Origin of the sequence: Bradyrhizobium iriomotense (genome assembly GCF_018130765.1) — a bacterium.
GTDB classification, from domain to species: Bacteria; Pseudomonadota; Alphaproteobacteria; order Rhizobiales; family Xanthobacteraceae; genus Bradyrhizobium; species Bradyrhizobium iriomotense_A.
Genome location: NZ_JAFCJZ010000001.1, coordinates 229990 through 244078, shown reverse-complemented (window position 1 = coordinate 244078; position 14089 = coordinate 229990). Strand labels below are relative to the sequence as shown.

At 63.9% G+C, this 14089-nt stretch carries 10 protein-coding genes; 7 read left to right on the top strand and 3 right to left on the bottom strand.

Going from position 1 to position 14089, the window contains the following annotated elements; all coding sequences use genetic code 11:
* Positions 1-3: 3 nt before the first annotated feature.
* On the bottom strand, positions 4-1014 hold the full coding sequence (locus tag JQ635_RS01090; protein WP_246583222.1) for a LysR family transcriptional regulator: 1011 nt from the start codon (positions 1012-1014) through the stop codon (positions 4-6).
* A gap of 17 nt (positions 1015-1031) precedes the next feature.
* On the opposite strand from JQ635_RS01090, the gene JQ635_RS01085 reads away from it, so the two are divergent.
* Positions 1032-1460 (top strand): DUF3592 domain-containing protein, encoded by a 429-nt coding sequence (locus JQ635_RS01085; protein ID WP_211408039.1) that lies wholly within the window; start codon positions 1032-1034, stop codon positions 1458-1460.
* Here JQ635_RS01085 and JQ635_RS01080 read toward each other — a convergent pair.
* Entirely contained in the window at positions 1443-3134 is a 1692-nt protein-coding gene (locus JQ635_RS01080; RefSeq protein WP_211408038.1) for a Na/Pi cotransporter family protein, read from the bottom strand. The genes JQ635_RS01085 and JQ635_RS01080 overlap by 18 nt on opposite strands.
* A gap of 133 nt (positions 3135-3267) precedes the next feature.
* On the bottom strand, positions 3268-4452 hold the full coding sequence (gene metC, locus JQ635_RS01075; protein ID WP_211408037.1) for a cystathionine beta-lyase: 1185 nt from the start codon (positions 4450-4452) through the stop codon (positions 3268-3270).
* Between the two features lie 381 nt (positions 4453-4833).
* Between metC and JQ635_RS01070 the strand changes: the two genes are divergently transcribed.
* The 6 genes from JQ635_RS01070 to JQ635_RS01045 all read left to right on the top strand — a co-directional run bounded on the left by JQ635_RS01070 (position 4834) and on the right by JQ635_RS01045 (position 14062).
* Positions 4834-5850: an amino acid ABC transporter substrate-binding protein gene (locus tag JQ635_RS01070; protein ID WP_211408036.1), complete on the top strand. Its 1017-nt coding sequence runs from the start codon at positions 4834-4836 to the stop codon at positions 5848-5850.
* A 26-nt stretch (positions 5851-5876) separates the two neighbouring features.
* Positions 5877-7082 carry an amino acid ABC transporter permease gene (locus JQ635_RS01065; RefSeq protein WP_211408035.1) on the top strand — a complete coding sequence of 402 codons (1206 nt, stop codon included), beginning with the start codon at positions 5877-5879 and terminating at the stop codon, positions 7080-7082.
* On the top strand, positions 7079-8599 hold the full coding sequence (locus JQ635_RS01060; protein ID WP_211408034.1) for an amino acid ABC transporter permease: 1521 nt from the start codon (positions 7079-7081) through the stop codon (positions 8597-8599). The genes JQ635_RS01065 and JQ635_RS01060 overlap by 4 nt, the downstream gene beginning before the upstream one ends.
* Positions 8600-8610: 11 nt before the next feature.
* Positions 8611-9348 carry an amino acid ABC transporter ATP-binding protein gene (locus JQ635_RS01055; RefSeq protein WP_246583221.1) on the top strand — a complete coding sequence of 246 codons (738 nt, stop codon included), beginning with the start codon at positions 8611-8613 and terminating at the stop codon, positions 9346-9348.
* Positions 9349-9448: 100 nt separating this feature from the next.
* Positions 9449-11689 carry a tetratricopeptide repeat protein gene (locus JQ635_RS01050; RefSeq protein WP_211408033.1) on the top strand — a complete coding sequence of 747 codons (2241 nt, stop codon included), beginning with the start codon at positions 9449-9451 and terminating at the stop codon, positions 11687-11689.
* A gap of 129 nt (positions 11690-11818) precedes the next feature.
* Positions 11819-14062, top strand: coding sequence for a tetratricopeptide repeat protein (locus JQ635_RS01045; protein ID WP_211408032.1), 2244 nt, complete (start codon positions 11819-11821; stop codon positions 14060-14062).
* Positions 14063-14089 lie beyond the last annotated feature (27 nt).

The window sequence follows — 14089 nt, the reverse complement described above, 5'->3', positions numbered from 1 at the left end:
CACTCAACGGGCGGGATGATCCGCGGCAGGTTGCGCGTCGAACAGCTCGTTTTCGTAGATGCTCAGGAACGCGCGTTCGGCGGCGCCGAGCTCGGTGTCCGGATTTGTCAGGAAATAGGCGTCGGCACCCAGCCTGTCCTGCAGCGCGGGAATGAGCCTAAGCTCGTCCGAGCCAAGCGGGCGGGTGGAATCCACCGGCAATATTCCGATGCCGATCCCGGCGGCGATCAGCCGTCGGACCTCCTCCAGATGAGGGCTCTCGCCGACGGTCCAGGTTCCCAGACCGGCGCCGTCGCGCAGTGCGATCATCGGCTCGAGCGCACCGCCGTGCTGGCCGCAGGTGAACGCGACGAAGGCTTCCTGGCGCAATTCCTCCAGGCTCACGTCGGTACGGCCATAGAGCGGATGCGAGGCGCCGCAATAGATGCCGAACTTCTCGCGCAGCACGAATTTGCAGTCCAATCCGGCGAGGGGCTTGGATAGAAGGCAAAAGCCGAAGGGCGCCTGCTTCTGCGCGATCGCCCTTACGATGTCCTGGCTGTTGGCCACATCGATGCGCATGGTGATGGAAGGATGCCGTCGCCGCATCTGACGCAGAGCCTGATCGAGCTGCGGTACGGCAAGATTGGTCACGGTCAGGATCCGCACCTGTCCCGTGAGATCATCCTCTTTGGTGGACAGTCGCTCGCCGATGCGTTCCACTCTCAGAAAGATCTCGGCACATTCCTGTCGGAGTGCTTCGCCCTGGACGGTGAGGACGAATCTGCGGCTGTCGCGCTGGATCAGCTGACAGCCCAACGTCTCCTCCAGCTTCTGGAGCGCGGCAGTCACCGACGGCTGGCGCACGAACAACCGGTCGGCTGCCTTCGTGATGCTGCGTTCTTCCACGATCACGAGAAAGGTCCGCAATAGATTCCAGTTCAAGTGCTGGATACGCGCGTCGCTGCGGGACAATTCACCTGCTCCTGAGCAAAACTGGACCGGAATACTGGCACTTTGCGAGGGAAACGACAAATTGGTATCGGAATGACATGAACAAGCTCTCGGTCGTGATCTTCGCGTCGGTCCTGCTGGTCGGCTTGCTCTTGCTTGCGCTCGGCCTCTTCGACGTCGGCGGCACCGTCGCCTTTCTCGCAAGGGCCGAGCAGACGGAGGCGCGTTTCGCCGGTGCCGTCGTGCGCAGCGGCGGAAATCATGGCGGGACGTTTCTCTATCCGACTTTTCAATTTCAGACGGCGAACGGTCGCTCGATCACGTTCACGTCCTCATCGGGGTCGACCAGCCAGCCCTATGCGGATGGCGAGCGCGTCAGGATCGCCTATGATCCCGGCCGGCCAGAGGATGCGCGGCTGCTGTCGTTCCTGACGCTGTGGATGGTGCCTGTCCTGCTCTGCGGCGCCGGCCTCCTCCTGGCGGGAGGCGCCATTCTCGTTCGCGCCGCCTTAGCGCGGCAGCGCTGAGGGCGCGCCCGAGGCGGGCAGGGCGGCGGCATCCGCCTCGGTCCTGCGGTAGGGCTCTCCGGCCGCATCCAGCACGGGATAGGCGACCGAGCAGATATGCGAGTGGATGCGGCGCAGATCGCGCAGCACGTCGAGATGCAGCGAGGTGGTCTCGATGGTCTCGGGCCGGCCCTCGCGCAGGCGGTCGAGATGGCGTTCGACGGCGGCGAGCTCGGTGTTCTTCAGCGTGGTCTTCTCCACCAGCAGCTTGCGCGCTTCGTTGGCGTCGCCCGACATGAACACGCCGAAGGCGATGCGCAGCGATTCCATCGTGCGCTTGTGGAACGCGGCGAGTTCCTCGGCGCCTTCCGCCGAGAACTGGAAGCGGCGCTTGATCTTCTTGGTCGCAAGCTCGCTCAAGCTCTTGTCGATGATGTCGCCGATATGCTCGAGGTTGATGGCGAAGGAGACGATCTCCATTGCGCGCCGTCCCTCGCTCTCGTCGAGGCTGCCGCGCATGAGCTTGGTCACGTAGAGCTTGATGGCTTCGTCGAGACCGTCGACGGCATTGTCCATCTTCGAGACCTGATCGACCAGCGCGCGGTCGCCGGTCATCATCGCGGTCATCACCTTGCGCAGCATCACCTCGACGAGGTCGCCCATGCGCAGCACTTCGCGGGCGGCGTCGGCAAGCGCCAGCGACGGCGTCTCCAGCGCGCTCTCGTCGAGATATCGCGGCCGGGCCGGGTCTGTCTCCTGCACGCGATCGGGCAGCAGCCGCCTCAACAGGTGCGACATGGTGTCGAGCAACCCGATGAAGACGATGGCGGTGCCGACATTGAAGGCGATATGGAAGACCGCCGTCATCTTCGCGAGATCCGGCTGCCAGGCATGCATGTGATCGGCAATCACCCCGAGGAACGGCACGACGAGGGCGATTCCGGCCACGCGGTTGATGAGATTGCCGACCGGCAGGCGATAGCTCGCGGGATCGTCGCGCCTGGCACCTTCGAACACGGGATTGATGGCGCTGCCGAGATTGGCGCCCAACACCAGGGCCAGTGCGGCGTAAGGCGTGATGAACTGCGAATAGGCCAGCGACATGATTAGCAGCACGCTGGCGACGCTGGAATGCACCGCCCAGGTGACGAGCGCCGCGATGACGATGCAGAGCACGGGATCGCCCGTAATCGCCGACATCATGACGCGGACGCCCGGCGCGTTCTCAGCGGGGGCCAGCGTGTCGAGCAGGATGTGCAGCGACAGCAGCATCAAGCCGAGGCCGATGCAGACGCGGCCGATGTCCTTGATCCGCGAGCGTGGTCCCGAGCGGAAGGCCACGAGGCCGAGCACGAACAGCACGGGGGCCACGGCTGCGATGTTGAACGACAGCACCTGCACGATCAGCGTCGTGCCGACATTGGCGCCCAACATGATAGCGAGCGCCGCGGCGAGGCTGACGAGGCCCTCCGCCGCGAACGAGCTGGTGATCAGCGCAGTTGCCGTGCTGCTCTGGAGCAGCGCGGTGAGCCCGAGGCCGGCGGCGAAGGCGCTGGCGCGGTTGCTCAGCGCCTTGCCGAGCAGGCGGCGGAGGTCAGGACCGAAGGCGCGCAGGATCCCGCTTTGGACCATATGGAGGCCCCACAGCAGCAGCGCCACGCCGCCCATCAGATCGAGCAGTACCAACGTTCCCATGCTCCGTGTCCGGATTGGAGTCGATTGGTGAGGCTAGCGCCAAATGCTTGAGGATCAAACCATTTGTTGGCGCATCGGCGTTAACACTTGCGCCGGTTGCTCGTTCCCGCGGCGCAATGCCTTGTGAGCAGGCTCACATTGCCGCCCTGAGGGCAGCGAAGCCGCGATCGAGATCGGCCTTGAGGTCGTCGGTGCTCTCGAGTCCGATGTGGAGTCGCAGAGTCGGGCCGCCCGGCGCCCACTTGGTCGCGGTGCGATAGGCGTCGCAATCGAAGGGAATCGCGAGGCTCTCGAAGCCGCCCCAGGAAAAGCCCATGCCGAACAGTTTTAGCGTGTTGAGCATGGTGTCGACGGCGTTCTGCGGTGCCGGCTTCAGCACGATGCTGAACAGGCCCGAGGCGCCGGTGAAGTCGCGCTTCCAGATCGCATGGCCCGGATCGGTCTCGAGCGCCGGATGCAGCACGCGCGCGACCTCGGGACGGCCGGCGAGCCAGCGCGCCATGTCGAGCCCGGAACGATGATGTTGCGCCAGCCGCACCGACAGCGTGCGCAGGCCCCGCAGTGCGAGGAAGACGTCATCGGGGCCCGCGCAGACGCCGAGCAGGCGGATGCCCTCAGTGATCTGCGGCCAGGTCTTGGCGTTGGCCGAGATGGTGCCGAACATGATGTCGGAATGACCGCCGATATATTTGGTGGCGGCCTGCATGCTGATGTCGACGCCCTGTTCGAGCGAACGGTGATAGAGTGGCGTTGCCCAGGTGTTGTCGTCGATGACGAGCGCGCCGCGCCCATCCGCGACCTCAGCGATGGCGCGGACGTCGGGCATCTCGAACGACTGCGAGCCCGGCGCCTCCACCAGCACGGCGCGGGTGTTGGGCTTGAACAGCTTGTCGATGCCGGCGCCGATCAGCGGATCGAAATAGGTGGTCTCGATGCCAAGGCGGGCGAGCATGCCGTTGCAGAAATTGCGCGTGGGCCGATAGACATTGTCGCAGACTAGGATGTGGTCGCCGGTCTTCAGCACCGAGAGCAGGGTGGTGGAGATCGCGGAGAGCCCCGACGGTACGATGCCGACGCCGGCGCATTGCGGCCCCTCCAGCGCCATCAGCGTGTCCTGGAACGCCCTGGTCGTCGGGGTGCCGTGGCGGCCATAGGTGAACTCGCCGCGGTGGGCGTGCAGGTCCTCGGCGGTCGGATAGAGCACGGTCGAGCCGTGGAACACCGGCGGATTGACGAACCCCTTCTGGGCCTTGGTGTCGCGGCCGGAGGTGACCAGCCGGGTCTCGGCCTGCTGTTGGGAGGGGTGCGAGGAATCCATGCTTCTGCTTTCAAAACCGCGTTTCCGCTGGGGCGCCTTGCGCCGCGCGGGCCGGCCGAAAGGCCGCTGCCGTTAATAACAGAACACAGAAGAGTCCCGTCAACCCCTTGACCCGGCTCGCCAGTCGTTCTGTGATGCGCAGGTGCTATTCAGTCGCCGCATGTTGAGGGGCCTGCCGCGACCTTCGATCCATCGTCTGACCGGACCTGGCGCCACGGCCATCATGGCGGGCGCCTGCGGCGGGGATTAAGGTATGGCCTCCCGGGATCGGCGAGTGTTCGGCAAGGTTTCCCAGCATGACTCTTGCAAGGTTATCCCTGGCAGAGACGATCCTGAGACAACATTCCTGACCTTGAGACGACTTTGAAAGGCCTTCAGCCCATGAAACGCGTAACCCTGGCTCTCACTCTCGCTCTCGCCGCCGGCCTGTCCGCCCAGGCCGCCGATGCGCAAACGCTCAAGACCATCAAGGACCGGGGCACGCTGTCCTGCGGCGTCAGCCAGGGCCTGCCGGGGTTCTCCTCGCCCGATGACAAGGGCAACTGGACCGGCCTCGACGTCGACCTCTGCCGCGCGATCGCGGCCGCCATCTTCAACGACCCGACCAAGGTCAAGTTCGTGCCGACCTCGGCCAAGGACCGTTTCACGGCGCTGCAGTCCGGCGAAATCGACGTGCTCTCGCGCAACACCACCTGGACCATCTCGCGCGACACCTCGCTCGGCGCCAACTTCACCGGCGTGACCTATTATGACGGGCAGGGCTTCATGGTGAAGAAGTCGCTCAAGGTGAATTCGGCGCTCGAGCTCAACAGCGCTTCCGTCTGCGTGCAGACCGGCACCACCACCGAGCAGAATCTCGCCGACTACTTCAAGGCCAACAACATGAAGTACGAGGTAATCGCGTTCGGCACCAACGACGAAACCGTCAAGGCCTATGAGGCCGGCCGCTGCGACGTCTTCACCACCGACCAGTCGGGCCTCTACGCCAACCGCCTCAAGCTCGCCAATCCCAACGACCACATGGTGCTCCCCGAGATCATCTCGAAGGAACCGCTCGGCCCGATGGTGCGCCACGGCGACGACCAGTGGTTCGACATCGTGAAATGGACGCTGTTCGCGCTCGTCACCGCCGAAGAGCTCGGCATCACCTCGAAGAACGTCGACGAGAAGGCGAAGCTGGAGAGTCCCGAGCTGAAGCGCGTGCTGGGCAGCGACGGCAATTTCGGCGAACAGCTCGGCCTGACCAAGGACTGGGTGGTGCGGATCGTGAAGGCTACCGGCAATTACGGCGAGGTGTTCGATCGCAACGTCGGCGCCGGCTCGCCGCTCGGCATCGCCCGTGGTCTCAACAATCTCTGGAACAAGGGCGGTCTCCAGTACGCGCCGCCGATCCGGTAATCCTGCTTGATCCGCGGCACGCGGCGATGAGCACCGAGGCTCGAAAACCGCCGGCCCAGATCGCGCTGAAGATCAGGCGCATTCTGGGCGGCAAGGCAGGCTGGAACGGCGTCGCCGTCCAGTTTGCCTTCGCCGCGATCCTGGGCTGGATCGGCTACGAGATCGTCTCCAACGCCCGCGCCAACCTCGAGAACCAGCACATCGCCGCCGGCTTCGGCTTCTTGCGGAACAATGCCGGCTTCGACGTCAACCAGACGCTGATCTCCTATACCGGCTCGGACACGTTCCTGCGCGTGTTCGTGGTCGGGCTTTTGAACACGCTCGTGGTCTCGGTGGTGGGCATCTTTTTCGCCACCGCGATCGGCTTCATCGTCGCGCTGTGCCGGCTGTCGCCGAACTGGCTGCTGTCGCGCGTCGGCGAGATCTATGTCGAGATCATCCGGAACCTGCCGCTGCTGTTCCAGATCCTGTTCTGGTACCTGGCGGTGCTGGCGGCGCTGCCCAATCCAAGGCAGAGCATTTCACTGCTCGGCATCGCCTTCATCAGCAATCGCGGCCTCGTCATTCCCCGTCCGATCGGCGAGAGCGGCTTCGAGCCGTTCCTGGCGATGCTGGTCCTCGGCATCGTCGTCTCGCTGGGCTTGCGCTTCTACGCAAGGCGTGCGCTGTTTCAGCGGGGGCAGGTGATCCGCATCTGGCCCTCCGTGTTGGCCTTGCTGTTCGGGCTTCCGCTGGCGACCATGCTCGTGTTCGGTCTGCCCTTCACTTTCGAGCTGCCGCAGCTCAAGGGGTTCAATTTCGCCGGCGGCTCGCGGATCATCCCGGAATTCGTGGCGCTGACGGTAGCCCTGTCAACCTATACCGCCGCCTTCATCGCCGAGATCGTGCGTGCCGGCATCCTGTCCGTGCACAAGGGACAGATGGAGGCGGGCTCCTCGCTCGGCCTCAGCCGCGGCGCCACGCTCCGGCTGATCGTCGTGCCGCAGGCGATGCGCGTCATCGTGCCGCCGCTGACCAACCAGTATCTCAACCTTACAAAGAACTCCTCGCTGGCGGTCGCGATCGGCTATCCTGACCTCGTCTCCGTGTTCGCCGGCACGTCGCTGAGCCAGACCGGGCAGGCGATCGAGATCATCGCCATGACGATGGGCGTCTATCTCCTGATCTCCCTCGTCACCAGCGCCGTCATGAGCGTCTACGGTTGGCGCGTCAGCCGGAGCCTTGGCGCATGACCTATATCGCCTCATCCTCCTTCGTCCGCCACGATCTGGTCAGCGAGCGTCCCGCGCCGGTGAAGACCACGGGCTTCATCGGCTGGGTGCGGACCCGCCTGTTCAACTCGCCGACCAACATCCTGCTCACGATCCTCGGCGCCTTGCTGCTCTGGTTCACCATCGTTCCCAGCGTGAAGTTCCTGATGGTCGATGCGGTCTGGAGCGGCAACGACCGCACGGCCTGCCTCACTGAGAACGCCGGTTTCGCGGTCGGCGCCTGTTGGCCCTACATCCAGGCCAAGCTGCCGCAATTGATCTACGGCTTCTATCCCGAGGCCGAGCGCTGGCGGGTCAACCTCACGTTCGTCCTCGCGGCGGTCCTGCTGGTGCCGATGCTCGTTCCACGCCTGCCGGCGAAGGGCCTGAACGCCGGCCTGTTCTTCTTCGCCTTTCCCGTCGTCGCATTCTTCCTGCTGCATGGCGGCGGCATCAAGGGCTTTGGCCTGAGCTGGACGGCCGGCTTGCTGGAGCTGTTCGATGACAGCATCATCGGCGCCGGAAACGTCCTGCTCAATCTCAGCAAGACCTCGGCCATCGCGCCGCTGCTGTGGGTCATCGGCAACCTGATCATGCTGGTCGGCACGGCGATCCATTGGCTTGTCTTCCCGCTGATCTGGCTGCGCGACCAGATCCAGGGCTCGGGCCAGTCGGTCTGGGGCGACTTCGCCATCACGACCGTCGTCGCCTCACTGATCGCCTTCATCCTCGGCGGCGGCCTGCGCACCGGATGGCGCGCGTTGGTCTCGAGCATCGCGACCTTCATTGCCATCGCGATCGTGATCAAGCTGATGGGGCTCGATCATGGCGGATTGCCGGTGGTGCAGACCAGCCTGTGGGGCGGGCTGCTGGTGACGCTGGTGGTCTCGGTCACCGGCATCGTCACCTCGCTGCCGATCGGCATCGCGCTCGCGCTCGGTCGGCGCTCGACCATTCCGCTGATCCGGATCTTCTCGATCGCCTTCATCGAGTTCTGGCGCGGCGTGCCGCTGATCACCGTGCTGTTCTTCGCCACCTACATGCTGCCGCTGTTCCTGCCCGGCAATTTCACCGTCGACGGTCTCGTGCGCGCGCTGATCGGCATCGCGCTGTTCACCGGCGCCTATCAGGCCGAGAACGTCCGCGGCGGGCTTGCCGCGATCCCGCGCGGGCAGGGCGAGGCCGCTGCGGCGCTGGGACTGTCCTGGTGGAAGACGACCTCGTTGATCGTGCTGCCGCAGGCGCTGCGCCACGTCATTCCGAACCTCGTCAACAGCTTCATCTCGCTGTTCAAGGACACCTCGCTGGTCTCGATCGTGGCGCTGTTCGACCTCCTGGGCTCGCTGCGCGCCTCGTTCTCGGATCCGAAATGGTCGACGCCATCCACGGCGTTCACGGGCTTTGCCTTCGCCGGGATCATCTACTTCATCTTTTGCTTTGGAATGTCGCGCTACTCGCTGTTCGTCGAGCACCGTCTCAACGCCCACCGCCGCAACTGATCGAGGCCACCATGTCCGACCCCATCGTCAAGATTTCCGGCCTGAACAAATGGTACGGTGAATTTCACGTCCTGCGCGACATCGACCTCGAGGTGAAGAAGGGGGAGCGCATCGTCATCTGCGGACCATCGGGCTCCGGCAAGTCCACGCTGATCCGCTGCATCAATGCGCTGGAGGAATTCCAGGAGGGCGAGATCGTCGTCGACGGCATCGAGCTCGGGCCGAACCTCAAGCACATCGACGCGGTGCGCCGCGAGGTCGGCATGGTGTTCCAGAGCTTCAACCTGTTTCCCCATCTGACGGTTCTGGACAATTGCACGCTGGCGCCGATCTGGGTGCGCAACATCCCCAAGAGGGACGCCGAGGCGACCGCGATGAAGTTCCTGGAGCGGGTCAAGATTCCGCACCAGGCCAACAAGTTTCCCGGCCAGATGTCCGGCGGCCAGCAGCAGCGCGTCGCGATCGCCCGCGCCCTGACTATGAACCCGAAGGTGATGCTGTTCGACGAGCCGACTTCGGCGCTCGACCCCGAGATGGTCAAGGAGGTTCTCGACACCATGGTCGATCTCGCCGAGGAGGGCATGACCATGCTGGTCGTCACCCACGAAATGGGCTTTGCCCGCGAGGTCGCCAACCGTGTCGTGTTCATGGACGCCGGCCAGATCATCGAGGCCAACACCCCGAACGAGTTCTTCGCGGCGCCTCAGCACGCCCGGACGAAACTGTTCCTGAGCCAGATCCTGCGGTGAGCCGCTGCAACCTGGCGGCCCCGCCGGTCTGACCGACCCGCAAGCTTGGCACCATGCGAATCAGCTTGGCTCTCTTCGGACCATTCTCCGGAGAGAAACCTTGCAGAGCAGTCTCGGCGCGCGCGCCCATCAGAACGCGCGATTGCAGCAGAAGTTGAGGGAACAGGCGGACGCCGTCATGTCCTTCGCCATTGAGGCGCTGGGGCAGGGCAGACGTGACGAGACCGAGAATCTCTGCCGCGAGATACTGAAAGAGGTTCCGGATCATTTCCACGCCACGCACCTGCTTGGCCTGCTGGCGTTCGACGGCGGGTGGCTTGAGGACGCGCAATTCCTGCTCGAGCGTGCGACCATGCTCGATCCGCGTTCGCCCGATGCGCACGGCAATCTCGGGGCTGTGTATTTCTCGCTCGAGAAATTCAAGGACGCCCGCGCATGCCAGGAGAAGGCGATTGCGCTGAAGCCGAATTGTCCGATCACCCTGACCAATCTCGGCAATACGATGCTGCACCTTGGCCAGGCCAAAGAGGCGATCGAACTGCACGACCGCGCCATCAGGCTGAAGCCGGACTATGCCGATGCATTCTGCAACCGTGGCATGGCCGAGCTGATGATCGGCCAGTTCGAGCGCGCAGGGAAAGACTTCGATCGCGCCCTATCGCTTCAGCCGCGTCATGCCGAAGCGATCGCCGGCAAGGGCATGGTGAGCCTCGAGCTCAGGCATTTCGAGACGGCGGAAGCCGCCTTCGATGCTGCGCTCGCGCTCAAGCCGGGCTCGCCGAGAATTTTGGTGCAGCGTGGACGGCTCCATCTAACCCTGTGCCGGCTGGAGCAGGCGGCCGCGGATTTCGATGCCGCGCTGGCGCAATCGCCACGGAACGAGCTCGCGCTGTGCTGGAGGGCGCAAGTCGACCTTTTCGTGAGGAACACGGCGGGAGCGATGGCGGCCGCCAAGACTCTGCTCGAAGTCAATCCGCAGTCCGAGGCGGGCATGGCGCTCCTGGCCTATTGCCATGCGAACCAGGGAGACGTCCCGACGGCGCTCGAATATCTCGATGCGGCGCTGGCGATCGCGCCGGACTTTCCCGAGGCCATCGGATACAAGATTTTCGTGCTGGATTATCTGCCGGAGGCCGATTTCGTGGTCCAGCAGGCGGCGCGGAAATATTGGTGGGATCAGATCGGCGCCAAGCTTCCGCAAAGGACCCTGTCGCCGCGCGATCTCGATCCAGACAGACAGATCGTGATCGGATATGTCGCTTCCGAATTCAGGCAGCATTCGGCGGCGTACTCCCTGTTGCCGGTGCTGCGTCATCATGATCACGCCAGGTTCAAGATCGTCTGCTATTCCTGCTGGCCGTTGCAGGACGGGATGACCGAAGAGTTCAAGGCTTGCGCAGACGTCTGGGTCGAGGCCGCGCAGTTTTCGGACGACGAACTGGCCGATCGTATCCAGGCCGACGGAATCGATATTCTGATCGACGTGTCCGGCCATACAACCGGCAGCAGGCTCCATGTGTTCTCCCGGAAGCCGGCTCCTATCCAGGTCACGGGTTTCGGGCACGCCACAGGTACGGGCCTGCAGACCATGGACTATGTGCTCGGGGACCCGATCTTCATTCCGCAATCGGCGCGCCATCTGCTGGCCGAAAAGGTCTATGACCTGCCATGCCTGATCACGATCGATCCCATCCTGGACGTGCCGCCTTCGGAGCTTCCCATGCTCCGCAACGGCTATGTCACCTTCGGCGTGTTCAACCGCATCTTCAAGATCTCGGACGAGGCGATCCGGGTGTGGTCGAAGGTGATGCGCGAGGTGGCGGGATCGAAGATCATCATCAAGAACGGGCTGCTCGACGATCCCATGTTGCGCGACGGCCTGATCGCGCGGTTCGTGGCACACGGTATTGCCGAGGAGAACGTCATCTGCATGGGCACGACGCCGCGCAACGAGCATCTGCGGGCCTTTGCCAATGTTGACATCTCGCTCGATACGTTTCCGCAAAACGGCGGCATCAGCACCTGGGAATCCCTCTATGCGGGTGTGCCTGTTGTCGCCAAGCTCGGCAACGGCTCCTCATCGCGCGCCGGCGGGTCGATCGTGGCGGCCGTCGGTCTTGACGACTGGGTCGCCGAGGACGACGAGGGCTATGCCGCGATCGCGATCAAATATGCCAGCCAGCCCGCTCATCTGGCGAAGTTGCGCGCGGAATTGCCGGCCCAGATCGCGGCTTCGCCCGCCGGCAATGTCGAGATCTACACGCGCAGGGTCGAGGCGGGGTATCGCCAGTTCTGGCGCGACTATTGTGCTTCGGCCTCGGAAAGCGGTGAGGGGGCGTAGCCAGCGGCTGCGCCCTTAGGGCCACACGTGAACACCGGAAAATCCCGGGGGCGCTGCCGGTGGGCCGGCCGGCTGGCCAGGCTTGCGAATCAGTTAGACTCGTTCTGGGCCATCCTCCGGAGAGCAACCTTGCAGAACAGCGGCGCCGGCGCACGCGCATTCCAGAATGCGCGATTGCAGAAGAAATTGATGAAGCAGGCGGACGCCATCATCTCCGCTGCGGCCGCGGCCTATGGCCAGGGAAAATATGCCGAGACCGAAGCGCTCTGCCGTGAGATCCTGAAAGCGCTTCCGGATCATGTCGACGCCATGCACTTGCTCGGGATGTGCGCGCATGACGGCCGGCGCCTCGAGGAGGCGCAGGAGCTGCTCGAGCGCGTGATTGCGCTCGATCCGCGTCTGCACGATGCCCACAACAACCTCGCGACCGTGCATTTCGACCTCGGCAATTTCGAGGAGGCGCGGCGGTGCCAGGAGAAGGCCATCGCGCTGAAGCCGAATTTCGCGGTCGCGCTGACCAATCTCGGCAATACGCTGATGCATCTGGGGCAGTACGAACAGGCGCTCGCGCTGCACGAGCGCGCAATCAAGATCAAGCCGGATTATGCCGATGCGTTCTGCAATCGCGGCATGGTCGAGATGTTGCTGGGACAGATCGAGCGCGCCAAGGAAAGTTTCGATCGCGCCCTGCTGTTTCAGCCGCGGCACGCCGAGGCGATCGTCGGCAACGGCATCATCAGCATGGAGCTCCGGCATCACGAGGAGGCGGCAGCCAAGTTTGCCATGGCGCTCGCGATCAAGCCGGGCTCGCCGAGGATTCTCGCCCAGCGTGGTCGGCTCAGTTACGAGTTGCAGCGCCTGGAGCCGGCGCTTGCGGATTTCGAGGCCGCGCTTGCGATTTCGCCCAAGTTCGAACTGGCTCTCCAGGGCAAGGCACAGGCCTGTCTCGTGATGGGAAAGACCGCGCAGGCGATGGCGGCCGCGACGGCCTTGATCGAGCAAAATCCGCGCTCCGAGCTCGGCTTGGCGTTGATGGGTTTCTGTTATTCGAACCAGGGAGAGATGGACGCCGCGATTGAATATCTCGATCGCGCGCTGGCGATAAAGCCGGACTACGAGGATGCGATCAGGGGCAAGATCTTCTTGCAGGACTACCTCCCCCAGGCCGATTTTGCGCTGCAGCAGGCGGTGCGACGAGATTGGTGGGACTTGATCGGCTCCAAGCTGCCGCGGCGGACACTGCCAAAGCGGCCGCTCGATCCGGACAAGCAGATTGTGGTCGGCTATGTCGCTGCTGAATTCCGCCAACACTCGGCGGGACTCACCTTGCTGCCGGTGCTGCGCCATCACGATCACGCCAACTTCAAGATCATCTGCTACTACTCCTGGCCGGGCGCGGACGAGTACACCGCCATGTTCAAGCAACTGGCGGACGTCTGGGTGGATGCCTGGCAACTTTCGGACGACGAACTCGCCGATCGCATCGAGGCCGACAATGTCGACATCCTGATCGACGTTTCGGGCCACACGAACACTAACAGGCTGCGGGTCTTCGCGCGGAAGCCGGCTCCGATCCAGGCCACCGGCTTCGGACATGCGACGGGCACGGGCATGCAGACCATGGACTACGTGCTCGCGGATCCCGTTTTCATTCCGCCATCGGTCCGGCATCTGTTTCCCGAAAAGATCCACGATCTGCCGTGTCTGATCACGATGGAGCCCGTCGCGGATCTGCAGCCGTCGGAGCTGCCGATGCTGCGCAACGGCTACGTCACCTTCGGCGTGTTCAACCGCATCTACAAGATTTCGGATGATGCGATCCGTGTGTGGTCGCGCCTGATGCGGGAGCTGCCGGGGTCGAGGATTATCGTCAAGCATGGTTTGCTCGACGAACCCTTGCTGCGCGACGGCCTGGTCGCACGCTTCGTCGCGCAGGGAATTGCCGAGGAGAACATCACCTGCCTGGGCTTCACCTCGCGCAACGACCACCTGCTGGCCTTCGCCAATGTCGATATCTCCCTGGATACGTTCCCGCAAAATGGCGGCATCAGCAGCTGGGAATCGCTCTACACGGGTGTTCCCGTGGTGACCAAGCTCGGCAACGGCGCCCCCTCGCGGGCCGGCGCCTCGATCGTGGCTTCTGTCGGTCTAGGCGACTGGGTCGCGGAAGATGACGAGGGCTATATCGAGATCGCCCGGAAATTTGCCTCGCAGCCTGAGCTTCTGGCGAAGTTGCGCGCAGACCTTCCGGCAAAGATTGCAGCCTCGCCCGCCGGCAATGTCGAGGTCTACACGCGTGAGCTCGAAGCCGGTTATCGCCAGTTCTGGCGCGACTATTGTGCTGCGGCCTCGGAAGGCGACGAGGGGGCGTAAACCGGCTGCCCCGGCGCGAACTCGTGG

Coding starts and splice junctions, on each gene's coding strand:
- JQ635_RS01055 (WP_246583221.1), top strand. CDS start 8,611: ATGTCCGACCCCATCGTCAAGATTTCCGGCCTGAACAAATGGTACGGT.
- metC (WP_211408037.1), bottom strand. CDS start 4,452: ATGGATTCCTCGCACCCCTCCCAACAGCAGGCCGAGACCCGGCTGGTC.
- JQ635_RS01060 (WP_211408034.1), top strand. CDS start 7,079: ATGACCTATATCGCCTCATCCTCCTTCGTCCGCCACGATCTGGTCAGC.
- JQ635_RS01085 (WP_211408039.1), top strand. CDS start 1,032: ATGAACAAGCTCTCGGTCGTGATCTTCGCGTCGGTCCTGCTGGTCGGC.
- JQ635_RS01080 (WP_211408038.1), bottom strand. CDS start 3,134: ATGGGAACGTTGGTACTGCTCGATCTGATGGGCGGCGTGGCGCTGCTG.
- JQ635_RS01070 (WP_211408036.1), top strand. CDS start 4,834: ATGAAACGCGTAACCCTGGCTCTCACTCTCGCTCTCGCCGCCGGCCTG.
- JQ635_RS01065 (WP_211408035.1), top strand. CDS start 5,877: ATGAGCACCGAGGCTCGAAAACCGCCGGCCCAGATCGCGCTGAAGATC.